Genomic DNA, 24,416 nt, shown 5'->3' on the forward strand with positions numbered 1-24,416 from the left:
TANANNNGTTGTAAATTGCTTTCAATTTTCCGTAACTTTGTGATTAGTTACAACCTCAAAAAATAATCCTCTGACAGACAGAGGATTATTTTTGTTTTTAGAAATAAAAAATTGAGCAAAAAAAGAATAAATCGGGCTGAGTAAATCCATTTTTTTCATTCTACTTCTAAAATAACTCGAGCTGCTGGTAAGTAGGTGGCGGATCTTCGCGTACTTTAGAATGGAATATTTCCATATCACCAAACTGCTTATCTGTAATCGTCATTACGGCTACTTTCCCGTATTTGGGAAGCATCATTTTTACTCGTTTTTTATGCACTTCTGCATTTTCTCTACTCGGACAGTGCCTCAAATAGATAGAAAACTGAAATAAAGAAAATCCATCATCTTCCAGGCGTTTTCGGAAGAGATTGGCTGCTTTTTGCATTGCCTTGGTCTCGGTTGGCAAATCGTATAAAACCATTACCCACATAATTCTATAAGCGTTAAATCGTTCGGAATTCATAACATTTTAGGATAAGAAATTTGTCTTTTTTCGCCCGTATAGCATTTGTACAGAGAGGAAACGGTGGATTTTACCGCAACCAATAGCGGACGCACCTGTTCGTCTATTTTCACATCTTTGGTGGCGATTTGCAAAAAATAGGCTTTCGCTTCTTTGGTTAATTCTTCCGCTTCAGGATTATTTTCTAACCATCGGATAACTAATAAATCCACAAAAGGTCGGTAAGGTTCCATTAGGTCATCTGCCAAACAGTAGGCATTGTATTTATTTTTGTGAAAAATCCCCAAAACGGGCAATAAACCTGTTTCTACAATGGCTCTTGCCACGATACTTCTCAATACCGAATAGCCAAAATTGAAAAATTGATTGGGTGAATCACCGTAGCGTTCACGTAAAAAATCGGGGTGAATGAGGTATTTCCAATAGTGCTGTGCAGCGATGCCTTCCATATTGCTGGTGTCACCCGATTTCACCTGGTTGAGATACTCATACATCGGACTGGAGTAAGTTCCGAGTCGTTCCAAAACAGCAGCTTGATTAGCTATTTTGCATTCTATGGTTTGTTTCCACAGCTGTTTTTTGAGCGGTTCGCTGGCTTCTATCTGGTCTTTTATGCGTTGGGAATGGGTTGCGTTTCCGTGCAGCGGTAGCATTTGTCCGTGTGGGAGATGATGAGCATCGCAACTGATAATCACCACATTGTTTCCCATCAGCCACTGTATCAGCTGATGGGAAATGGTAATCTGAAAGTGGTCGAGCATCAACAAACCCAAATCTTCTACCGGAACGCTCCCTTTCTCTGCTTTGGTTTCAGGACAAACGATTTTCATCTGTTGGTCTTTCAACTTCAAATATGCTGGATTGCCAATGTAAATGGAGCGGTAGAGCATAGATTTCTATTTTTTAATCTCGAAAACGCCATCTCTTTCTAAATCAATGAAACCTCCTTCGTAGCCACACTCCCCCATTCTTGGTGAATTTACAACAGGCATCGAAGCATAATCTAAAAAACCTTCACATTCTTTTTCGTGAATTTCAGCACAAGATTCACAGAAAAAATGAGGCTGGTCTTCATACAAATGAGCCACGCATAAATGAACAGCTGGAAGTTTTTTACATTTTTGACAATAAATTTCTAAAGGTTCATTTCTGCTCAAAAGCAAAACTTTACTTTTTACCCCCATAGGATATTCTTCTTCCACCTTTATTTGGAGATCTGTTGTAGAACCAAAATCATACTCATATTCCAATACATCACCTTTATTTAAGGCGTCTTTAAGTTTTTTGGACATTCCTAATTTTCCTCCCCCCTTATACGCAAAAGCACTCAAATGACCGCAACAATCCAACAAAATATCCCTCAAAAAACGATCTACTTTCTTCATCGTGGTCTCTCCATCTACCAACAGATAAAGAAAATAATTGGAATTTTTGTAATTAGGATAAGTAAATATTTTTAATAAATATGATTTTTTATCCTTATCACCTTCCGTTTTTGACAATTCTTTTAAATGCTTTTTGAGGTGGGTATTGATGTTACTTTTAGCAACCAACTCTTCACAAAAAAAGCATTTTCCTGTTATATTTTCCATTTATTAATTTATTTTAAAATCTTTTGTATAAATTCTTCCACATCATTTATTTTACATTTTATTGAATAGGTATATCAATACTCCCCTACACTAACAATGTCCCCTAAATGATTGATGCGGACTTTAATTATATTTTTTATATGATTTAAAGATAACCTTTTATAAGTCATATCTTTAGTAGCTGATTTTGTTTCCACCGTAGTTTCTAAATGATGTCTAAACCAATAATCTCCGGTAGCCAACTTTTGTACCCTAAATAAATTCGGGCTTATTATTTTCTTGTTTTTAGGGTCTAATAAATCAATATCGTTAGGATTAAATCCTGTTGATTCATTCGGGAAGACAAACATTTCATTCTGTTTCATTGAGAACAAAAATTCCCAACCCAAATACTGATTGTATGTTTTGTCTATTATTGGCAAACCTTGATTAGCTCTTACCACAGCTTCAAAAACCGATACTACTTTTTCTTGTAAATTTCCCTTCTCATCACGGTAAACCGCTACGTGGTGATTGCTGCCCGTACTGATAAAATCCACAGGAATAGGCTTACCTTCTTTATCCAAAATTTCTTTGCCTAAATGGTCTTTTTTGGTATGCAAAGGCTCGGCATTTGCTACACCGCTTATGGTTACACGCTTTATCGCAATTCCTTTCTCTTTATTGAGCCATATCGGATTTTTCTCTAAATCAGAAAAGGCTTTTTTAGCATCGTTTCCAAAAGATTGTAGTCGTTCTTTCAAAATTCTTTTCACCCCTTCGTCTAATATTTTGTCGATTAACTTTTCATCTTTAAAGTTTTCAGGAGTAATGTCTTTTCGAATGGAAAAACTATTTTCTAACCATACCAATTTCACTTTTTCAGGCAGTTGTTCTGTTTGGGCTTCATCTAAATAAATAGGATTTTTCGCCAATGAATTTTTACCTGTAAAAGCCTTTTTCGGATCGCCGCCATTTTCTTCTAATCTCTTTTTCAACAAGGATTGATACAGTGGATTGGCTACTTTTTCTATAGTCTCCAAATCAAATTTACCTCCGATTTTTTCCTCTTTTTGTACATAATACTGGTATTTTCCATAAATTGTTTCTTTATGCAATTGTCCGCGAGGAGTTAAAACTTCCTGAACTTTGTTATTTCCCGAAATTTTATTCTTGTTTTTGGTAACTACCTTATTTTTAGCCTTATGAGAAATTAAAACATTTTCCAAAAAGGCTTTGGCTACCTGACGGAAATTGGGCATTGGAGCTTTAAAAATTCGTTTTTCATTACCATTTTCATCGGTTACTTTTATGGTTTCCAATTGTTGTATCGCCATAATGTTGTTATGCTCCTTATGTTTTTCATTTTTACGAGCATTTAGATAATTAAGGTATTGAATATGATTGTGCTTGGTAAAAGCAACCGTAAGAGCATCCATTGCGTGATGGCGGAGGTCATTTCGTTTAGTCCAATCGGTGATGACTTCCACTTGCTGACCATATTTGCGGTCTTCCATTTTGGTAAGTCCCAAAGCTCTGTATTTCGGCAAGTTGAGTTCTTTCATCACATTGATTAAATCCCAATCTTCCCTCAATCTATCTGTAATACCTCCCGATGTAGAAAGCACACTGCGAGTGATTTGTAAAAGAATCTCTTTGGCTTTTTTAGCAATGTATTGTGTTTCACGCAAATCTCTTTCCACAAAACCATCTCCGATTTCACTTTCTTTTTTCAATAATTTTTTATACTTAGAATCAGATATTCCTTTTTCCTCAACTTTTTTCAATGGATTTCTCCTATTATGCAATCTACTAGGTTTTCCTATTTCGTATAAATTTTCTATTCTAGAAAGAAACTCTTCCAATTGCTTTTCACCCAAACTTTCTATATAATCATACGCAGTTCGCTCACCTTTTTCTAAATTCGTTTTTCTATAAGTAATCGTTTTATTTGAAAAACTATCATCAAACACTCTTGCTTTAGGTATAATATGCTCTATATCAATTTCTTTACTAAATAATTTCTCTCTTGGAATGTAATCTCCTTTATACAAATCTTTATATCCATTATCTTTCAACTCTTCATACAAGCGATAACGGATAATATCATTTCTTGTTGGATTTGGTAAGCCAAACTCATTCTTCAAAATTTTAATGATTTTCTCGTGTTCAGTTTTCGCTTTATTGATGTTTGCCGTCATATTGGCTCTTTCTTCCGCCTTTTTTTTCAGTTCACGAGCCAATTCTATACGAATTTCATCGAATTTAAAGTTAGGGTTTTCGGTTCGGTATTTCTTTAAAAGTGCATTGACTAAGTTAATCATCTGATTTAGAATCTTTTCTACTACCGGTTGGCGCAAACTATTCTTTTTCAAGACTTCCAAACTATCTTTCAGCACACGCTTTTCATTTTCTTCTTTGGTCAATGAATGTTTAGAATGCTTATAACCAGCAAATTCACAAGCACTTGGTTCATCAGGTCTATCTTTTCGTCCTGTGAAAGGAAAACCTTGTTTCAAATGAGTGATAATTTCCCGCATCGCTTTGGTAGAAAGATTACCATAATCATCTGACAGAGAAACATTCGCTAAAATTTGAGCATACTCTTTTTTAAAACCGAATTTTGTTTCTAACAATTTATAAAGCAATTCGTTACCACTTTTAGAATCATCGCCTTCATAAGAATACAGCAAATGCCAAAGCTGATAACTTGCTTGATTTTCAAAATCTTTACCGTCTAATTCAGCATTGAAATGCAGAATATCCGTGTTGATACCTGCCTCTTTAAAAATCGCTTGAACCATATCCTTGATTTCCGATGCAGGAACTTTCAAATCATCAAGCTCCACCTCATCTTTATTCAATTTTACTTTGAGGTGATTTTTTGCATCATATCCCTCTAAATCAGTAATTTTCAAATATGCTTCGTATAATGCTTTATTTGTTCTATTGCCCTCCAAAATGGAATAATTCATCTCCCATTCTTTGGGAGAATAGCCTAAAATTTCCAAGCAATAATCCGCTTTGAGATTTCCTTTGAGATTTAACTCATTAAATAATGCTTGTTTTGCCTCCAAATCCAATTCGGAAATTGTTTTTTCTTCTTCAAAAAGAACTGCTTGTTGATTTTTAGCTACTTTTTTCGTTTTACTTCCTTTTTTACGAATCAAGACATTGTTTAAATTCTGCCAAATTTTAAACTCTTGAAACAGAGGCGATGATTTTGGAGCTACTTTAAGACCGATTACTTTTTTAGTAGTCGTTCCATCTTCATTTTTAATCTCTATTTCCTTATTTTCGAACTCACAGAAACTCACCAATGATTTTTGAGATTTTAATTTTCTTTGGTAGAAAATCACCACATCTCGAAGTTCTTTTTTTAGTTCGTCGGTCAAAATTTCAGGATAAAAAGCGGATTGTGTTTTCCAAATTTGTTCAAATTCATCTAAATAATCTTGGCGATAAAACACCTGATTTTTCAACGAATTATGCGGATTTGCTGCAATTTGTTTCCAAAGATATTCGCCCACGGTTTCATTGTTGAAGTAAAGTTCCTTACTTCGGTCTGAAATTGCTCCCAAATAACCACTGGAATTATTTAAATTATTATTGATTTCGGTGATGACAAAAGCCAATTCTTCCCTTGTCAATTCCTTTGAGAGCGCATCTACTCGCCATTGATAGGCTTGTAATTTTTTATCTTCCCTACTTCCTTTATTTTCAGCAGTATAGATTTGGTATTTTGCCAAAAACAAAGCACTGGTTGCCCTTTGTCCTTTACCTTTAAGTTGAGCGTAAAATTCATCGGTCAAAATATCCGAATGAGATTGTTTCTGAAAGTTCCAAACTTTATCCAATTCAAACTGTAAATCAGAACGATAATAGTCAGGTAATGATTTTTTACCTTCTTTTAAAAGTTGTAGAGATAATTGTCCCGTAGTAAGGTTTTCTTCATAAAGTCTTTTGGCAATTTCCATTCCGTCTATCAGTTGCCCTTCGTCTTCATTTTTAGCTTTTCGACTACTTTTATAACCTCTTTTTTTATTAATCGTTAAAAAAACACGAGCCAACTCTTCCAAAGATATTTTTTCTTTAGCCGATTTTGCTCGTAATTCTAATGTTTGGAAGGTGGTTCCTTTACCGTTTTCTGTTAAAATTGTATTTTCAGAAATGAGTTGATGTTCTTTCAAAAGTTCGATGAGTTCTTTTCTACGGAGCTTATAGCGTTGCAGGTTGCGTCTAGCACTTCGTTTCAGGGTTCTATCGGCATTGGTAGAAATGGGCTTCCCTTTCTCGAAATTTGTTTTTTCATCGGTTGTTAGCGGATTAACCCGAACACCAACATCCACAATTTCTGATTGTTCATTATCATTTTGAGCTTCTTTTACAACTGCCCAACCAATAGAGTTGGTCCCCAAATCAAGACCGAGTATATGTTTCATAATTAATAGTTTAAAAATTAATGGGTATAAAAATACAAATAAAAAGTTAATTATTTTTGATATTCAATTATTTTTTTCTATCTTTGTAGCAGAAAGCAATTTACAATAAGGATTATTCCGTTGTGAAAACATCTAGCGCCTCGCCTATCTGCGGGGCTTTTTATTTCTACATTCTTCTAAAAAAAATTGATTAACAAATGATTATACAGTAGTTCATTTCTAATATACACAAAAGCTATTTTAAAAACATCTAAAAATAAAAAATCCTTTCTCTGTTGATTGAGAAAGGATTTTTATTTAAAATCTCTAATACTTCATTACGTTTCATTATCCACCAAAGTCGTCGAAGCGGATGTTTTCATCAGGAAGACCGAAGTCTTGTCCCATTTTTTGTACCGCTTTGTTCATCATTGGAGGTCCACAGAAATACAATTCGATATCTTCTGGTGCATCGTGTTTGCTCAAATATTGGTCGATAACCGCATTGTGAACAAATCCTGTAAATCCGTCTCCTTCCGTATCGTTAATGTCTTTCTTAACTTTCCAATTATCCTCTGGAAGTGGTTCAGACAACACGATGAAGAACTTAAAGTTCGGAAACTCACGCTCCAATTCCCAGAAATGTTCCAAGTAGAACAACTCTCGTTTAGAACGTCCTCCGTACCAATACGTTACTTTACGTCCTGTTTTCAACGTTTTGAACAAGTGATATAGGTGCGAACGCATCGGTGCCATACCTGCACCACCTCCTACGTACAACATTTCGGCATTCGATTCGTTGATAAAGAATTCCCCGTAAGGACCAGAAATAACCACTTTATCACCTTTCTTACGAGAGAAAATGTACGAAGAAGCCACCCCTGGATTTACGTTCATCCAGCCGTTTTTAGCTCTGTCCCAAGGCGGAGTCGCAATACGAACGTTCAACATAATTTCACGCCCTTCAGCAGGATACGAAGCCATTGAGTAAGCACGTTCTACCGTTTCGCCATTTTTCATTACCAAAGGCCAAAGGTTGAATTTGTCCCATTCCATTTTGAATTTTTCAGGTTCTCCTGGGTGTTCAGCAGGGTGAGCCGTGATGTCAATATCAGAATACTTAATCTCACAAGGTGGAATTTCAATCTGAATGTATCCTCCTGGTTTGTAGTCCATATCCTCAGGAATTTCAACTACAAATTCTTTGATGAACGAAGCTACGTTGTAGTTACGAACCACGACAGCTTCCCATTTTTTGATACCAAAGATTTCCTCAGGAATTGAAATTTCCATATCCTGTTTTACCTTCACCTGACAAGCCAAACGAGCTCCTTCTTTTAGTTCTTTTTTGGTAAAGTGAGGTGTTTCTGTTGGAAGAGCCTCTCCTCCACCTGAAAGCACGTGGCATTCGCATTGGATACAAGACCCTCCACCCCCACAAGCTGAAGGCAAAAATATTTTCTGATTTCCTAATGTAGAAAGCAACGACCCTCCCGAAGGTACTTCAATTACTTTCTCGCCATTAATCTTGATTTTTACAGGTCCTGATGGAGCTAACTTCTGTTTTACGACCAACAAAAGTGCCACCAAAAGCAATGTTATCACCAGTAAAGCGATAACCGTTACTGCTACTGTTACAAATATACTACTTGATAATACCATTACTTAATTTCTTTTGTGTTATTGGCTAATTTTTCAGTTTTATCAACTTTTTGCTCGATAACTGCCTTTTTATCCTCGTCAGATTTTTTCTCTCCCCCTGTAAGCATTCCTCCGAAACTCATAAAGCCGATAGCCATAAGCCCCGTAATGATAAAGGTGATTCCCAATCCGCGAAGTGCAGGTGGCACGTTCGAATAACGGATTTTCTCACGAATGGCAGCAATGGCAACAATTGCCAAAAACCAACCAATCCCTGATGCCAATCCGTAAGTAGCCGCCAAACCAATGGTAGGTATTTCACGCGATTGCATAAAGAGTGAACCTCCCAAAATTGCACAGTTTACAGCAATAAGTGGTAAGAAAATCCCCAATGAATTGTACAAAGCAGGAGCAAATTTTTCAACAATGATTTCTACTAACTGAACCATCGTAGCCACAGTTGCAATGAACAAAATGTAGGTCAAGAAACTTAAATCATAACTTGCGTACTCCTCGCCCAACCAAGCCAAAGCTCCTTCTTTGAGCAGATATTCGTTTAGTAGCCAGTTCATCGGAACAGTTACAGCCAATACGAAAATAACCGCTGCTCCCAAACCAACTGCCGTAGATACTTTCTTAGATACCGCAAGGTACGAACACATACCCAAAAAGGTAGCGAATACCATATTATCTACGAATATCGACTTAAAAATCAGTTCTATATATTCCATTTTCTAATTTTTATTTAGTTACTAATTATTCCTCAATTAAGGATTTGTTACGTGTACGCTGAATCCAAATCACAATTCCGTAAGTGATAAGTGCCATCGGAGCCAATAACATAAATCCGTTATTTTCGTATCCTAATGCATACAAACCTGTCTTTTTGATAGGGTCACCCAATACTTGAAATCCAAGTAGCGTTCCCGAACCTAAAAGCTCACGGAAGAAAGCCACGATGACAAGAGCCAACGCATATCCACCCGCATTTCCGATACCATCCAAGAACGATTTCCAAGGGGTATTTCCCAAAGCAAAAGCCTCGAATCGTCCCATAATGATACAGTTTGTAATTATAAGCCCCACGAATACAGATAGTTGTTTACTCAATTCATACGAAAAGGCTTTTAGCACTTGGTCAACTATGATTACCAACGCCGCAACCACCAACAATTGCACGATAATACGAATTTTACCAGGAATAACATTTCTAATCAAAGAAATTACTACGTTCCCCACACTAAGTACAAATATTACGGACAATCCCATAACGATAGCTGCTTTAAGCTGTGCCGTAATCGCCAATGCGGAACAAATCCCCAGTACTTGTACGGTAATTGGGTTGTTATCCCATAGCGGGTCTGTAACCAATTTTACGTCTTTTTTTGATAGTCCCATAATATTAGTTTTTTAAGTTTTTAATATAATCAACATAAGCACCAACGCCTGTTTTTACCATCTCATTTACTCCGTTTACGGTAAGGGTTGCACCAGCAATGGCATCTACTTTTCCGTCTTCTTTGCGTTTGTTTTCAGGGTCTCCGTTTGATTTTGAACCCTCTACACTTTGGAAGTTACCCGAAGCGTCCAACAAATGCTCTCCGATGAAATCGTCCATAAAGAAACGTTCTTTGATGTTTGACCCCAAACCAGCAGTTTCACCTTTGTGGTCAAAGAAAACTCCTTGAACGATAAGATCTTTATCCACAGCCACATATCCCCAAATAGCGTCCCAAAGACCTTTTCCAAAAACAGGAATAATATAGAATGTTTTGCTGTCTTTCTCTCCAACGAAAAGAGGTAATCCCTTTTCAGCTGTCCACTTTGGGTCTTCAATCAAATCGGCTTCAACAGCTTGATTTCCTTTGATGAAATATTGCCCTTTGATGTATTTTTTGAACTCGGCAGTAACCTCATTTGTCGGAACAAAAGTTACATCTCCTTCACCCAAATTCGTATTCTGATTGCGGTTTACGCCCATTGCGTAAAGTACGTTTTGTTGCTTTTCGAACTTTCTGTTCTCGCTGATTCTATCGCTCAACGCCGAAGAAACTCCCGCAAGCAACGCTCCTACGATAATTACCATTATGATGGCAAAAATCACTGTATATGAATTACTTTCAGTTCTATTTGACATATCTATGCAGTTTTAGCTTTTAGACGTTTTTTTCTTCTTGCCACATTTGCCTGAACCACGTAATGGTCGATCGTTGGAGCAAACACGTTCATCAACAAAATTGCCAACATAACTCCCTCAGGATAAGCAGGATTGAAGCAACGAATCATTATCGAGATGAAACCTGCCAAAAATCCGTAGATGTATTTTCCTGTATTGGTTTGTGATGCCGTAACAGGGTCAGTTGCCATAAACACCGTACCGAAAGCAAAACCTCCAACAAGTAAGTGTTGCCAAGCCGGTAAGCTCCACAAAGTGAAAAATTTAGTTCCTTCCATTGCAGGTGCAAAAGCATTGAAAATGTATCCCATTGCTAAACCTCCAAGAACCATACTCAACATTATTCTCCAACTTCCTATTTTAGTGAAGATTAAGAACAATCCTGCCAAAATAATCAATAAAGTTGATGTCTCACCGATAGAACCGGGCGTAAATCCGAAGAACATATCCGATACAGAGAATTTATCTGCAATGTTATGTTGTTGAGCCAAATGTCCAAGAATAGTTTCTCCTGAAATAGCGTCTAAATTCGCTCCTTTGGCGATTTCACCTGCTCTTTCAGTAGCTCCGTGTACCCAAATTTTGTCCCCACTCATCGAAGTTGGATAAGCGAAGAATAAGAAGGCACGGATAGTCAAAGCCGGATTCAAGATATTCATTCCTGTTCCTCCGAAAACTTCTTTTCCGATAATTACCCCAAAGGCAACCGCAACAGCAAGCATCCAAAGTGGTAAATCCACCGGAACGATAAGCGGAACAAGCATACCTGTTACCAAATATCCTTCCTCTACTTCGTGTCCGCGAAGTGTTGCGAATATAAATTCAATTCCCAAACCAACGGCATAGGAAACCACCACAAGCGGAAGCACTTTCATTGCCCCCAATGAGAAGTTTTTCCAAGTCCAAAAATCAGGACTGAAAAATGACAATCCTGCTGCGTGAGCAAACTCTCCCGTTGCAGCATAATGCTGATAACCTGCGTTAAAAATACCGAAAATCAAACACGGAATTAGTGCCATAATCACGGTATTCATCGTACGTTTTAGGTCGTCAGCTGCCTTAATGTGCGTACCTCCGTGGGTCGTTTCATTAGGCAAATAAAGGAATGTGTGCAAAGCATTGAAAGTCGTCTCAAACTTCGTTCCTTTATACTTTTCTTTTAACGTATGTAATTTACTTTTTAAGCTCATTTTCTTATAATAAGAATAATTATTTACTTTTTATTGATTTACGAATCAGTTTTAACCCCCAATCATAATGGCTTGATGTCGACGAAACTAAGTATGAACCAAGCGATGATGTTCCCGTCCATTTGTAATATTTCTTGGTAAAAAGCTCCTCATCAGTATGATCTTTAATAATTTTAAAAACAGCCTGATGCGTACTTTCAAAAAGTTTTAGCATTTTTTCCAACGATACACCTTGGCACTCTTCCCAAATATCCCGATTCAGACGTGGCGTATCGGCAAAGGTATAACCCTCTTTCGGAATTTTGGGCTTTTCGCCTTTCATTCCTACCTTATACCAAGTTAAAAAAAGTAGATGCCAATGATATAAATGCCCGATAACATCTCGGATATTTCGATTCATAGTCTCCTGAGGAAATTCCTCATTCTTTTGAGCTTCGGATAATCCTTCAACAAACAAACATAATTTCCGATAATTATCCTCAGCTAATTTTTCAAGCTCTATTTTCGATTGCGGTCGGGGCATAACACTCAATTATGATATAGAATTAATTTTTTAGAATCACCCCAACTCCTGCATCATTAAATCCAAACCTTCACGGATAATCTTCTGATGGGGTTGTTTTGAAACACAAACAAATTCAGTAAGTGCAAAATCCTCAGGAGCAACTTCATACGCCCCCAAGTTTTCTAACTCATCTAAATCTTTGTACAAACACGCTTTCAAAAGTTGCATCGGATAGATATCCAACGGAAATACCTCTTCGTACATTCCCGTCATTACAAATGCACGATGTTCGCCATTGGTATTGGTGTTCAAATTATACTTTTTCTTAGGATTTAGCCAAGAAAAAGTCATTGCACGAGTTGTTGAAACTTTATTGAATACAGGTTTGTTCCAACCAAAAAACTCATAATCATCGCCTTCTGGAATTGCTGTAACTTGGTCATCGTAGTATCCTAAAAATCCGTCTTCTGACACCTTTTTACCTGTCAATACGTCACCACTGATAACGCGTGATTTTTCTTTTTTGAGATTTCCAGAAACTACACTACCAACCTGAGCACCAGCGATTACCGAAATGTATTGCGGTTTTTCAACACAAGCTCCTGTAAGTGCCAATGTTCGGGTTAGGTTCAATTTTCCGGTAAGGAAAAGTTCGCCCATCACGACCAAATCTTGTGGAGTAACCACCCATACCACTTCCCCTTTGTTAATTGGGTCAATTTTAGCAATTTGTGTACTGACATTTCCAGCAGGATGCGGACCCGAAACATTGTGAAGAATAATGTCTTTCAGATTTCTGAAAGGCGATAAAGAGCTGTTTTTGAATACAGAAACGTGAACCTTTCCTGTGGTCAATTTTGCCAAAGCCGTCAGTGCTGTTTGTAATTGCTTTTCTTTACCTTTTAGAACATAGTCGTAATCGGGTGCAAGAGGATTGGTTTTACAAGCCGAAACAAAAATTGCTTTTGGAGTTGTGTCTGTCCCTGCAATGATGTCGTACGGACGTTGTTTGATAAAAGTCCAAGCCCCTGTTGAAAGCAAGAAATCCTTGATTTGGTCTGCTGACATTTTTGCAGGGTCTTTGCTTCCAAAGTCTTTAAACACTTGCTCTGTATCGGGTAAGATTTTGATTTCTAAAATCTTACGACGTTCTCCACGAACAATCTCAGCGATTTTTCCACTTACTGGAGAAGGGAAAAGCACCCGCTCGTCTTTTTTGTCGTGAAAAACGGCTTCTCCGGCTTTAACCTCTGTGCCTTCCTTCGCGATAAGCTTCGGCACAACAGAATGAAAATCAGAGGGTTTAAGACCGTACATCTTAGCCAGAGGAAGTTGCCGAGTAATCTTCTCAGCTTCCCCTTCCAAATGTATGTCCAACCCCTTTCGAATGCGGATGTCGTTTGACATATCTGTTAAATTATTGTTAGTTAGTTTTATTAAAATTCGGTACAAATATAATACTTTATCTTTATAAAAGAAGATAAAAAAGGTTTTTTTGTTATATTTTGAGCTTTAAAACTAAAATGCAAAGCTTCTTTTCAAAGCATACTAAAATTAAATAAAAAAACACCCTTTCACAGGTGAAAGGATGTCTTTGTAAATAACTTTATTTCTTCCTTTTTATTGTTCAAAAACAACACGGAAACCTATGTTGTTCTGGAAAGAACCATTTGATCCACGATTTGCAGAACGACAATAATTTGGTTTACAATACACACTTGCTCCACGACGAACAAATACTTTTTTAGCATTATCCGTTTTGTATGGTACTGGATCAACTTTAGCATCTGGAGTATAACTTGAGCTATACTCATCAGCTGTCCATTCCCAAGCATTTCCACTCATATCGTAGATACCTAACTCATTAGCTTTCAATGTACCCACAGGATTCAATCCTTTTGAATTTCCTAAATGGTATCCCACTTCATTAACAATATTACTTCCTGAAAACTTGAATTTGTTGGATTTGATTCCTCCGAGAGAAGCGAACTCCCATTGTGCTTCTGTTGGCAATTTTCCACCAACCCATTTAGCATAAGCATTCGCTCCATACCAAGATACGTAAGTTACGGGATAATTTTCGCGACCTTTTACCACTTCATAACTATTTCCTTTCTTAACAATACCTCTTTCCCTATCTTTGTCAGCACCATAATAGTAATACATTCCCTGTTCAATTTGATTACCTTTTTCATTCAAAAACTTAACAAATTGTGCATTAGTAACCTCATATTTACTAATTCTATAACTACTTAAAGTTACAGTATTTCTAACTCTCTCATCGGGATCTCCATCATCACTTCCCATCAAAAAACTTCCTCCTTCGACTAACACAGTTTCCATATCGTTAGGCTTTATAATATTTTCAACAACATAAACCCCTAAGGCCGCTTCTTTACCTGAAATCTTATCTTTTATGATAACTTCAGCTTTAGTAGTTACAATTCCTTTAATTACTATCTTATTGTCGGAAATTGTTGCATTTACACCATCTGGTAAACTTACTAACTCATACTGACCACTTCCATCAACAACTTGAATTTCAACCGATTCATTAACTTTTAAACTAATATTATTTACCTCCAGATTCAATGAATACACATTAGCTATAATCACCCTAGGTTCATTTACTTCATTAGATATTGTTATGGTTACCACTCCTGTTTTATAACCATCAATATGGATCATATCCCCATTGATCTTCACTTTGGCTATAGACTCATCACTTGATACTACTATATAGTTACCTGCACCAGAGATAATTCGTATTTTCGTACTTTCTAATTTTTCTCCCTTCACTGATGCTCGTTCTCTTTCAACATCGGTAAAAGCCTTAATAATCAAATTATTACCCTCATAATCTAATCCGATAACTTCCTTTTCCTTTACTATTACATTAAAAGTAGCTTCTTTACCACTCTCAACATCTTTTATTGTAGTTGTTGTAGTTCCTACTGCTACCCCAGAAATAGTAATCGTAGTTTGAGATAGTGTTGCCGTCGCGATGCTTTGGTCAGCTACAACGACTTCATACTTTCCATTTCCTGAAGAAATATTAACAACTCCCTCCTGTCCTACAAGCAAACTAACTTCTTTAGCATCAAGTTCCAAATTAAGTAACCCCTTACTTATCGAAACTTTCACACTTGAACGTTGATTAGTCTTTTTGTCCAAAACAGTAATTGTAGCTTCTCCCGCAGCAATTCCCTTAAGAGTTACATTTGAATTGGAGATAGAAGCAGTAACCACACTATTATCAGAACTCACAACTTCATACTCCCCACTACCAGCATCGATTTTAAAAGAAGCACTTTCTCCAACTTTAACTGAAACATCATTTTTGATACTTAACTTAAGGTCATCATAAGCAACCTCATCTTTTTTTGAACAATTTGTAGCAGTTATCATAACCATCAGTACAATAGCTGCATATGCAAAAAACTTTTTCATAAAATTATATTTGTTATTTAGTAGATATTTTCATTTGCAGGTGCAAAGGTAATTATTTATTCAATAAAAAACACAAATAAAAATTAAAAGTTTTCATAAAAGACACCTATAAATTAAAATAACGATAAAAACCTATTTACAAAAAGCTCTCCATTTAGTATATTTACAAAAATACTAACGTAATCTTCTGTCTGGTTCTTTACTCTTATCCCACTTCAAATCAGAGAGCATTGAAGATTTTATACCTATGAAAAAGTACCAAGAATTTCTATATCCAATAGGTGTAAAATGAAAACTCATTCTGAAGCTATTCAAATCCCTTTCAAATCGCAACTGTGTATAAGTAATTCCTTTATTTATAAAGTCGTATCCGCTTGAAATACCCACTTGCCATTTTGGTGAAAGTTCCACATTACTCGAAAACATAATAGAGTTGTTCGATATTTTTGATTCACGAGCCACATTGCTATAAGTCAAAGAATACGCCAAATTCACGTCCCAAGGAATGGATGCATTATAAAAAGAGCTTTTCTTTTCATTTTTGTCTTCTTGTTCCTCTGTTTCTTCGTCTTTGTCTTGCATATCATTTATAGGTCTTGATGACCCAAACAAATCGTCTGCACGTCCTCCCGAAGCTCTATTGTCATTATTTTTTGTTTTGTTTTTATCTCTATTTGAAAAAGTATAACTTGTGGAAAGGTTTGCATTTGTTAAGCGGAAAAGACTTCCCCCATTATTAATATTGAATTTCTCCATTTGCCTTCCATTCTCATCAATTGCATACGGATTTAATGTCATTCCAAAGTTTATAGGCAATTTTCCTTCAAAAAGTGAAGTTCCCCCTGTTACCGATACAGGACTAAATTGTTTTGTTATTACATTATAACTTGAACTGAAATTCAAACTATTAAGTAACATAATTTTCTTAGGCTCTGTTTCTGTGCTATCTTTTTGCTTTACTTTTGCTTCCAAAGTATTACTCAATGAAAAGCTAATGGATTGTGATTTATTTAGCCCTGGCACTCCATAAATTCCCCCTTCAAAGCGAGTATATTGCGATTTATTTCCAAAGGCATCTGAAATATAATCCTCATAATATTGGTCGAAAGCAGGTGTGTAACCATAACTAACTGATGGTCGCATTACATGTCTAATAGCCTGTATTTTAGCATCTTTCTTAAATCGGAAAGTTCCGTAAACTGTTGTTCCCAAACTCGCTCCCAAATTATAAGTAAGAAAGCGGTCAAAACCATTAAGTGTGTCAATTTTTGATGCACCTATATTGCTGTTAAAATCGTTTTTACGGATTGTTTTAAATTGCCAAGTTTCGTTCAATGATGAATTCAAACCTAAAGTTACGTACTTGAACAATTTTGTCGTAGTACTAACGGGAATTGAATGTCGTACTCCGTTTTTGGCGTCATTGAACATTTTTTTTGAAAAGAACAAACTATCAGTTGTTGAAAACCGATTATCTGCCTGCATACTATATTGAAAATTAAGACTTTTTAGAAGTCCTCTTTTTGATTGACCTTGTTTAACAAAAGGATAAATACGCTCCATATTGGCACGTAATGCTGGTAAAGTCATTTCAATGCTTTGTGTGTTCGTATTTTGCGAATGCGATGCTGTAACAGAAAGATTTACAGAAGGATATGCAGGAAATGTTTTTGAATACGAAATTGATGAGGATAATGTATTGTTCAAAACATTGGGTGAATTAATTTGATTGTATGAATTTTGGTAATACCGACTACTTCCCAAATTCACAGATGCAGAAAAACTTGAGTTAGGATTTGACTTTGCATCTTTTGAATGTGTCCATTGAATATTATACAGAGTGGTTCCGCTGTAATCAGGAAGTCCTTTGATACTATAAATCTGATTTTCATAGTTCAAACTAAAATTACCAGAAAACTTATACCGCTTGTTATATGTGGATTGTGCTCTAAAACCATAACTTCCGTTTGTAAAGTAATCTCCTGTGAGTGCTAAATCCAAATGGTCACTGATAACAAAGTAATATCCTCCGTTTTGTACAAAATATCCACGATTGTTTGCTTCTCCAAAAGTAGGAAAAATAAGCCCTGAAGACCTTCCTGAAACCATCGGATAGTATGCAAAAGGAATAGCTATAGGAGTCGGTACATCAACAATGTACATATTACTAAACCCCGCAACTATTTTCTTTTGTGGTACAAACTTAGCCTTCCGAAGTAAAATATAATAATCTGGGTCATCTAAATCTTCTGCCGTTGTAATGATAGCATTCTTCATAAAATAGGTAGAATCATTTTCCTTTTTAATGATTTCACCCTTTATGTTATTTTCATCTTGCTTTGTGTAAGCATTTCGGATAATCGCCCTTTGCGTTTTGTAATTAAAACGAATTGAATCGGGTTCTATTACATCATCTCCTTGCTTAAACACAGGATGTTGCGTATATTCTCCAACAGAATCCTTCAATCGCCCCGCGTAAACCTCTCCTATATCAAATTTGATAAGCTCAATTCCTGCAGATATATCAATATCAGTGTACTGCACTTGTGTTTCATTGTACAGAATGATTTCACTTTTCACCTTGTTGAATACGATACTATCTTTGGCTTTGTACTTAACAATATCCTCCAAAGCCCCTTTAGGTTTTTGCAAAGAATCCTTCCTGAGTGAATCGGCTTTTTGCAGAAGAGAATCGGTTTGAGGTTTTATATTTTGTTTTTTGATAGTATCTTTGGCTGAATTTCTGGAACGCCGCAAAGTATCCAATATTGAATAGGTATGAAAACTACGATAATCCATCTTTCGGATAGCAAATAGCTCCGCATACCAAAAGCAAGTGGTTGCGATTAATAATCCTATAAGTAAAACTATTTGTCTGCGATAATTCAGCAAGGTATTCTTCTTTGAAATGTCAAAATTTAACGTAAAAACTCACGAACTTCCTCCTTTAAATGGCTCAAAGCACTTGACGAAGGCGATGGCTTGTTGATAAACTCTTTAAAAATAAATTCGGTCATCGCTTTGGAATCAGCAAGCTGCTCATCATATGTAGCTTTACGTATTACTTGAATGGTTGCCATTTTTGCGGTTCGGATAACATTCCACAAATTTTCACTCATATAAATTTGCTGTGATAAGTTATGCTCAAACTCCTCATCAATAGAATTTACCAAAAGGGCTTCATATTCTTTTTTAGGCAAGTTGCGAGAAGGAATGCGAAGTAGTAATTGCTGCGGACTGATGCGTTCCAAAAACAAAGCCATTCGCTCATACGCCTGTAAACGAAGCGGAAGTGAAAGCTTCTGATTTTCTTTTTGCAACAAAAATAAACGACGTTTTTCTTCGTTTTTGATTTGTAAATAGAAGAAATAATATGCAATTACACCAACAATCGCTGAAGGAACACAATACAACAAAAAAGTGACAATTTGGCTTTCCATTTGTTATGACATAATTTTGCGGACAAAAATAATAATTTTTTCATACAAAAAAAATTCTTACCTTTGGAAACTAAATTCTATTTTTTTATGAAGCATACATATTTTTTATCCGTGTTGGGACTGCTACTCACGCTAACTTCTTGTGAGCAACAACAAACAAAAAAAGAACAATCCTACACAATTCAGGGCAGCGTTGATGGGCAAACAAAAGGCAAGATTTATCTCTTGGAATTCAAAAACCGAGAATACACCGCTGTCGATTCTGTTGATATTAACAACGGAAATTTTAAATTCGAAGGAAATACTTCTGAGCCCCTCGTCTACTCTTTGCGACTCAATAACGTGGGAAAAAGAGCCAACTTCTTCCTTGAAAACACAAATATAACATTGCATTTGAACCAAAATTGGGAAATTGAAACCATAAAAGGAGATAAAAACACGCAACTTTTCAAACAATACGACGACCTGAACGAAAAAAGAGCCTTAAACTTAGATAGTATCCTCAAAACAGACAATAATTCGCCTGTGATTGCCTACTTTTTGGGGCGAAATGCTTATATGTACGACTATCCGCAGCTCGTTTCGCTTAGAAAACAAATCGCTCCGGAGTTACTTAAAAATACATACATCGAAGAACTTGATACTGCTATCAATAAGCTCGAAAAACTTCAGCCAGGAAATCCCGCTCCTGATGTTATTATGGAAAATCCTGAAGGAAAAACTTTTAAACTGAGTGATTTAAAAGGAAAAAATGTTCTCATTGATTTTTGGGCAACTTGGTGTCCTGATTGCCTCAAAGAAATACCTTCTCTGAAAGAAATTTACAAAACATACAATTCCAAAAACTTTACAATACTGAGTATTTCGCTCGACCGCAACAAAAAAAATTGGCAGAAAGCCATCGCCGACGGACTTTCGTGGGAACACGGATTTGTGGAAAATGCTTGGAAATCAGAAGCAGCTCAAACCTATACTTTGCGTTGGTTGCCCACATACATTTTGATTGATGCTAACGGAACCATCATCGCACGAACCATCGAAAGCCATAAAATGATTGAAGAAATCGAAAAGTTGGTTAAATAATCCTCCTGCTTTCTTTCGGAAAAAAGAATCTGTACAATACGCCTTCAAAAATGTTTTTTGAAAGTATATCGCACATCGGGGCGTACTGCATACATCTTGAGAAACAAAATGATAGTGTATGCAATACGCTTCCAAAAATATATTGTAATATCAATAAAAATACACAATCAAAAATTTTTTTTAAGATAAGATTATAGATAATCTAATGTCAAAAAAAGTTTTTTAAAGAAGATTGCAGACAATCCAATGTCAAAAAAAGTTTTTTAAAGAAGATTGCAGACAATCCAGCGTCAAAAAAAGTTTTTCAAAAAAGATTGCAGACAATCCAGCATCAAAAAAATTTTTTTAAAGAAGATTGTAGACAATCCAACGTCAAAAAAATTTTTTGATTTCAAAATAACAATACAACAAATTGCACATCTTATAAACACATCTATTTAATTGTATATCTACTAAAAAATAATTTATTAATGAAAGATTTATTCGGACAAGCTATCTTAGATTATCAACAAGGCAATTATACGGAAGATATTAAAACAGAAACTACTATTTCGGAAGAAGATATTTTGCCCCTGCCCTATTTGTTCCGTTCGTTTAAAGAAATGCCACCATTGGAGCAAAAAGCATTGCGTTTGGCAAGAGGAAAAGTTTTGGAAGTGGGCTGTGGAGCTGGTAGCCACGGATTGTATCTGCAAAACGAACGAAATTTGGAAGTTCATTCTATCGACATTTCACCAAAGGCTGTCGAGGCTTGTAAACTCAGAGGTTTAAAGAACGTTTCAGTTGCCAATATTATGGAGTTCGAGGGGAAATTTGATACTATTTTGCTACTAATGAATGGAGCTGGAATGTGCGGACGATTAAAGCAAATGGGAACTTTTTTAGCTAAAATTAAAAGTCTGTTAGCCCCAAACGGACAAATTTTGACCGATTCGTCCGACATTATTTATATGTTCGATGAGAATGAGGACGGAACATACGACGTACCGCTCCATTTTGATTACTACGGCGAGGTTGATTATTTGGTTAAGTACAAAAATGAAAAAGAAGAGCCTTTTGCGTGGCTTTACGTGGACTACAACACTTTGCAGAACGTTGCACACTCGGTAGGCTTAGAATGCGAATTGGTTGCCGAAGGAGAACATTACGACTACTTGGCAAAAATGTTTTGAGGTTGGTTTACTTTCAATCCAAGCCCATTTCTTTAGCCATTTGTCTTTTCCTGAGGTATCTTCTGTAAACCATCCAAAATAATTGCGTCAATAAGCCGATTGCGTCCCTCAATGATTGTTTGGGCATTTCTCGAAACTCATTCTGACGCAATTCTTCTATTTTCTCCTCGCATTCTTGTTTGGATATGTTGCCCAAAGTGTATTGAGCTACTGTTTCATATATTTTCACAATATGCATTCCCCAAGTTCTTAAAAATCTGTACAAACTTGACTCAAAAGTTAGTAGGAAGAGAAAATCTTCGACCGTAAAGTGAGGAATATGAAAATTTGCGACAATTTCTTCTTTAATTTCTTGTGCTTGATTGGTGTAATCGATGATTCGGTTTGAGATTTCATTTGCTGAAGAAAGAATATGGCTAACAGGTATTTCTTTTCCTGCTAAAAAACTTATGTCTTCGGAAAATTCCTTAGCTTCTTCATACGAAGAAAAATTTAAGTTGAGAAAGTCGTACTCCAAGTCTCTCCAAATGGTAAGGTAAGAGAAATGCGTTAGTTTTGCTATCAACAGATATTTTATATGTCTGTTTTCTCTGAAATATGCCTCCGTGTATGTGAATTCATCTTGCTTTTTCATATTCTTAATTGGAATAATGTTGTTGGTGTTATTTCATAAAAAAAACTTTGGCAAATCATTTTTTTACCAAAGTTTTCGTATCATTATTTTTTCTTCGCTTTTGTGGTTGTCTTTTTGGTTTTTGCAACTTTTGAAGCTGTTTTTGTTTTCGGAGTTTTCTCAGCAATCAGGGCTGTAGCTTGTTCTAAAGTGAAAGTTTCAACATCGGTTTCTTTTGGTAATTCGATTTTCACTTTTCCTTTAATGAGATTATAACGTCCCCAACGTGCTTTTTCCAATCGGATAGAACCATCTTCCCATTCTTTTACCACTTTCTCCGATTCTTTTTGCAATTTATTCTCAATGAGTTCTTCTATATCTTGTTTTGAAAGGTTATCGAAGTCATATTTTTTACTTACATTGATAAAAATATTATTCCATTTAATAAAAGGACCAAATCTTCCTGTTCCCTTGGTAACTTCCATACCCTGATACATCGCGATAGGGGCGTCAGCTTTTTTCTTTTGTGAAATAAGTTCTTCGGCTCGTTGCAGTGTCACACCAAACACATCTTCTCCTTTGTCCAAAGAAATAAAAGTATCTCCATAACGCACATAAGGTCCGAATCTTCCTACATTCACATCAACCTCTTTTCCGTCGATAATGCCCAATTTTCTGGGGAGTTCAAAGAGTTTTAAGGCTTCTTCGAAAGTAATCGTTTCGATAGACATTCCCGAATGAAGACTTGCAAAGAGTGGTTTTTCATCATCTTCATTTGTTCCTATTTGAGCCATCGCTCCGAAGCGTCCTAAGCGAACACTCAATGGTCTTCCTGATTTTGGGTCAGTTCCTAAAATACGTTCACCTGTTTCTCTCGCTGCGTTTTTTTCTACATTCTCCACAACTGGGTGAAAGTGTGTATAAAAATGTTGCAACATCTGCGTCCAGTCTTCAGTGCCTTCGGCTATATTATCAAAGCTACCCTCTACTTTTGCAGTAAAGTTGTAGTCCATAATATTCTCAAAATTTGTAACCAGAAAGTCATTTACAACAATTCCTATATCAGTAGGAATTAATTTGCCTTTATCGGCACCCACTTTTTCTGTAAGTGTTTTTTGTTGTATGGTATCTTTGGCAAGTACAAGTTGTTCGTATTTTCTTTCCTCTCCTTCCAAAGAACTACGTTCTACATAGCCTCTGTTTTGGATTGTTGAAATTGTAGGAGCATAGGTTGAAGGACGCCCGATACCCAATTCTTCGAGTTTCTTCACTAAAGAAGCCTCTGTGTAACGAGCTGGAGGACGAGTAAACCTCTGTGTGGCAATAATATTGTTATTGCTGATAGATTCTCCTTTTTTTAATGTTGGCAACATACCTTCTTGTTCTTCTTCCTCGTCATCGCTACCTTCGAGATATACTTTTAAAAATCCGTCAAAGCGAATCATCTCTCCGTTAGCTGTAAAAAGTTCAGTATGTTTATCTGCTTGAATTTTCACGTTAGTTCGCTCAAGCTGAGCGTCTGCCATTTGTGAAGCAATCGTTCGTTTCCAGATGAGTTCATACAAACGAGCTTGATCGCTCTCTGCAGAGATGGAAGTACGTGTCATATCCGTAGGACGAATGGCTTCGTGTGCCTCCTGAGCTCCTTTTGCTTTGGTAGCAAAATTGCGAACCTGACTATATTGGTTTCCGTATATGCTAACTATGGCGTTTTTGGCAGTATTTATTGCTTCTTGCGACAGATTAGTGCTATCGGTACGCATATAGGTTATAAAACCTGACTCGTACAAACGTTGTGCAATCATCATTGTTTTACTTACCGAGAAGTATAACTTTCGAGAAGCTTCTTGCTGCAATGTTGAAGTAGTAAAAGGAGGTGCAGGAGATTTTTTCGCAGGTTTTGTTTCTAAAGAAGCTATTGTAAAGTTTGCACCCACATTTTTTTCCAAAAATTGCTTTGCTTCCTTTAATGTCTCAAACGATTTTGGCAAGGTTGCCTTAAATGTTTTTCCTTCGGAATTAGCGAACTCTGCTGTTATTTTATAAGAAAAATTTGTTTTAAAATCTTGTATTTCGCGTTCTCTTTCAACGATTAATCTCACAGAAACTGATTGAACTCGTCCTGCTGAAAGTCCGCTTTTAACCTTTTTCCATAGCACTGGCGAAATTTCATATCCGACAAGCCTATCCAATACGCGACGTGCCTGTTGAGCATTTACCAAGTTGTAGTCAATTCCTCTCGGATTTTGAATGGCTTTTTCAATTGCAGACTTTGTAATAGAGTTAAAAACAATACGTTTTGTGTTTTCAGGTTTTAATTTCAACGTTTCTGACAGGTGCCAAGAAATAGCTTCTCCTTCGCGGTCCTCATCACTTGCTAACCAAACCGTTTCGGCTTTTTGAGTAAGCGTTTTAAGCTCCTTAACAACTGCTTTTTTATCACTGGAAACCAAGTATTTGGGTTTGAAACCATTCTCGATATCTACGCCCAATTCCTTGGAGGGTAAATCAACAATATGTCCGTAACTTGATACTACTTTAAAATCTTTCCCTAAAAATTTTTCAATGGTTTTTGCCTTCGCAGGCGACTCTACAATTACTACGTTTTTAGCCATACTACTAACTTTTGGTGGGCAAAAATAGTAATTT

Annotated in this window: 18 protein-coding genes; 2 read left to right on the top strand and 16 right to left on the bottom strand. The window is 36.3% G+C overall.

The genetic code is table 11. The annotated features are described in order from the left end of the window. Positions 1-166: 166 nt before the first annotated feature. From cas2 to YW9_RS0110090, 14 genes are all read right to left on the bottom strand, one after another. On the bottom strand, positions 167-505 hold the full coding sequence (gene cas2 / locus YW9_RS0110025) for a CRISPR-associated endonuclease Cas2 (protein ID WP_002663340.1): 339 nt from the start codon (positions 503-505) through the stop codon (positions 167-169). After that, entirely contained in the window at positions 502-1,395 is an 894-nt protein-coding gene (cas1, locus tag YW9_RS0110030; protein WP_018280038.1) for a type II CRISPR-associated endonuclease Cas1, read from the bottom strand. The genes cas2 and cas1 overlap by 4 nt, the downstream gene beginning before the upstream one ends. A 6-nt stretch (positions 1,396-1,401) precedes the next feature. Further along, positions 1,402-2,097 carry a hypothetical protein gene (locus YW9_RS0110035; RefSeq protein ID WP_018280039.1) on the bottom strand — a complete coding sequence of 232 codons (696 nt, stop codon included), beginning with the start codon at positions 2,095-2,097 and terminating at the stop codon, positions 1,402-1,404. 74 nt (positions 2,098-2,171) lie between these two features. After that, positions 2,172-6,518: a type II CRISPR RNA-guided endonuclease Cas9 gene (gene cas9, locus YW9_RS0110040; RefSeq protein ID WP_018280040.1), complete on the bottom strand. Its 4,347-nt coding sequence runs from the start codon at positions 6,516-6,518 to the stop codon at positions 2,172-2,174. Between the two features lie 327 nt (positions 6,519-6,845). Next, complete coding sequence (gene nqrF, locus YW9_RS0110045; protein WP_013997001.1) at positions 6,846-8,159, bottom strand: NADH:ubiquinone reductase (Na(+)-transporting) subunit F; 1,314 nt, start codon at positions 8,157-8,159, stop codon at positions 6,846-6,848. Further along, positions 8,159-8,869: an NADH:ubiquinone reductase (Na(+)-transporting) subunit E gene (nqrE, locus tag YW9_RS0110050; protein WP_081461653.1), complete on the bottom strand. Its 711-nt coding sequence runs from the start codon at positions 8,867-8,869 to the stop codon at positions 8,159-8,161. Before nqrE ends, nqrF begins: the two co-directional genes overlap by 1 nt. A 25-nt stretch (positions 8,870-8,894) precedes the next feature. After that, a complete protein-coding gene (locus YW9_RS0110055) occupies positions 8,895-9,536 on the bottom strand; it encodes an NADH:ubiquinone reductase (Na(+)-transporting) subunit D (RefSeq protein WP_013996999.1) in 642 nt (213 codons plus the stop codon). Positions 9,537-9,540: 4 nt separating this feature from the next. Beyond that, positions 9,541-10,275 carry a Na(+)-translocating NADH-quinone reductase subunit C gene (locus YW9_RS0110060; RefSeq protein ID WP_026193966.1) on the bottom strand — a complete coding sequence of 245 codons (735 nt, stop codon included), beginning with the start codon at positions 10,273-10,275 and terminating at the stop codon, positions 9,541-9,543. Between the two features lie 2 nt (positions 10,276-10,277). After that, complete coding sequence (locus YW9_RS0110065) at positions 10,278-11,504, bottom strand: NADH:ubiquinone reductase (Na(+)-transporting) subunit B (RefSeq protein WP_018280042.1); 1,227 nt, start codon at positions 11,502-11,504, stop codon at positions 10,278-10,280. Positions 11,505-11,523: 19 nt separating this feature from the next. Next, positions 11,524-12,027, bottom strand: a complete 504-nt coding sequence (locus YW9_RS0110070) for a ClbS/DfsB family four-helix bundle protein (protein ID WP_018280043.1) — start codon at positions 12,025-12,027, stop codon at positions 11,524-11,526. A 36-nt stretch (positions 12,028-12,063) separates the two neighbouring features. Next, on the bottom strand, positions 12,064-13,416 hold the full coding sequence (locus YW9_RS0110075; protein WP_018280044.1) for a Na(+)-translocating NADH-quinone reductase subunit A: 1,353 nt from the start codon (positions 13,414-13,416) through the stop codon (positions 12,064-12,066). 213 nt (positions 13,417-13,629) lie between these two features. After that, positions 13,630-15,459, bottom strand: a complete 1,830-nt coding sequence (locus YW9_RS13365; RefSeq protein ID WP_081615905.1) for an SUMF1/EgtB/PvdO family nonheme iron enzyme — start codon at positions 15,457-15,459, stop codon at positions 13,630-13,632. A 174-nt stretch (positions 15,460-15,633) separates the two neighbouring features. Then, on the bottom strand, positions 15,634-18,258 hold the full coding sequence (locus YW9_RS0110085; RefSeq protein WP_018280046.1) for a putative LPS assembly protein LptD: 2,625 nt from the start codon (positions 18,256-18,258) through the stop codon (positions 15,634-15,636). Between the two features lie 119 nt (positions 18,259-18,377). Continuing rightward, positions 18,378-18,899 (bottom strand): DUF7935 family protein, encoded by a 522-nt coding sequence (locus YW9_RS0110090; RefSeq protein WP_018280047.1) that lies wholly within the window; start codon positions 18,897-18,899, stop codon positions 18,378-18,380. A gap of 87 nt (positions 18,900-18,986) precedes the next feature. Here YW9_RS0110090 and YW9_RS12800 point away from each other — a divergent pair, with 87 nt between their 5' ends. Next, entirely contained in the window at positions 18,987-19,982 is a 996-nt protein-coding gene (locus YW9_RS12800) for a TlpA disulfide reductase family protein (RefSeq protein WP_018280048.1), read from the top strand. Between the two features lie 470 nt (positions 19,983-20,452). Then, positions 20,453-21,154 carry a class I SAM-dependent methyltransferase gene (locus YW9_RS0110100; protein ID WP_018280049.1) on the top strand — a complete coding sequence of 234 codons (702 nt, stop codon included), beginning with the start codon at positions 20,453-20,455 and terminating at the stop codon, positions 21,152-21,154. 13 nt (positions 21,155-21,167) lie between these two features. Here YW9_RS0110100 and YW9_RS0110105 read toward each other — a convergent pair whose 3' ends face one another. Together YW9_RS0110105 and topA are read right to left on the bottom strand one after the other, a co-directional pair. Continuing rightward, positions 21,168-21,788 (bottom strand): hypothetical protein, encoded by a 621-nt coding sequence (locus YW9_RS0110105; RefSeq protein WP_018280050.1) that lies wholly within the window; start codon positions 21,786-21,788, stop codon positions 21,168-21,170. 83 nt (positions 21,789-21,871) lie between these two features. Then, positions 21,872-24,382: a type I DNA topoisomerase gene (gene topA, locus YW9_RS0110110; protein WP_018280051.1), complete on the bottom strand. Its 2,511-nt coding sequence runs from the start codon at positions 24,380-24,382 to the stop codon at positions 21,872-21,874. Positions 24,383-24,416 lie beyond the last annotated feature (34 nt).

The organism is Capnocytophaga cynodegmi DSM 19736 (assembly GCF_000379185.1).
Taxonomy (GTDB): domain Bacteria; phylum Bacteroidota; class Bacteroidia; order Flavobacteriales; family Flavobacteriaceae; genus Capnocytophaga; species Capnocytophaga cynodegmi.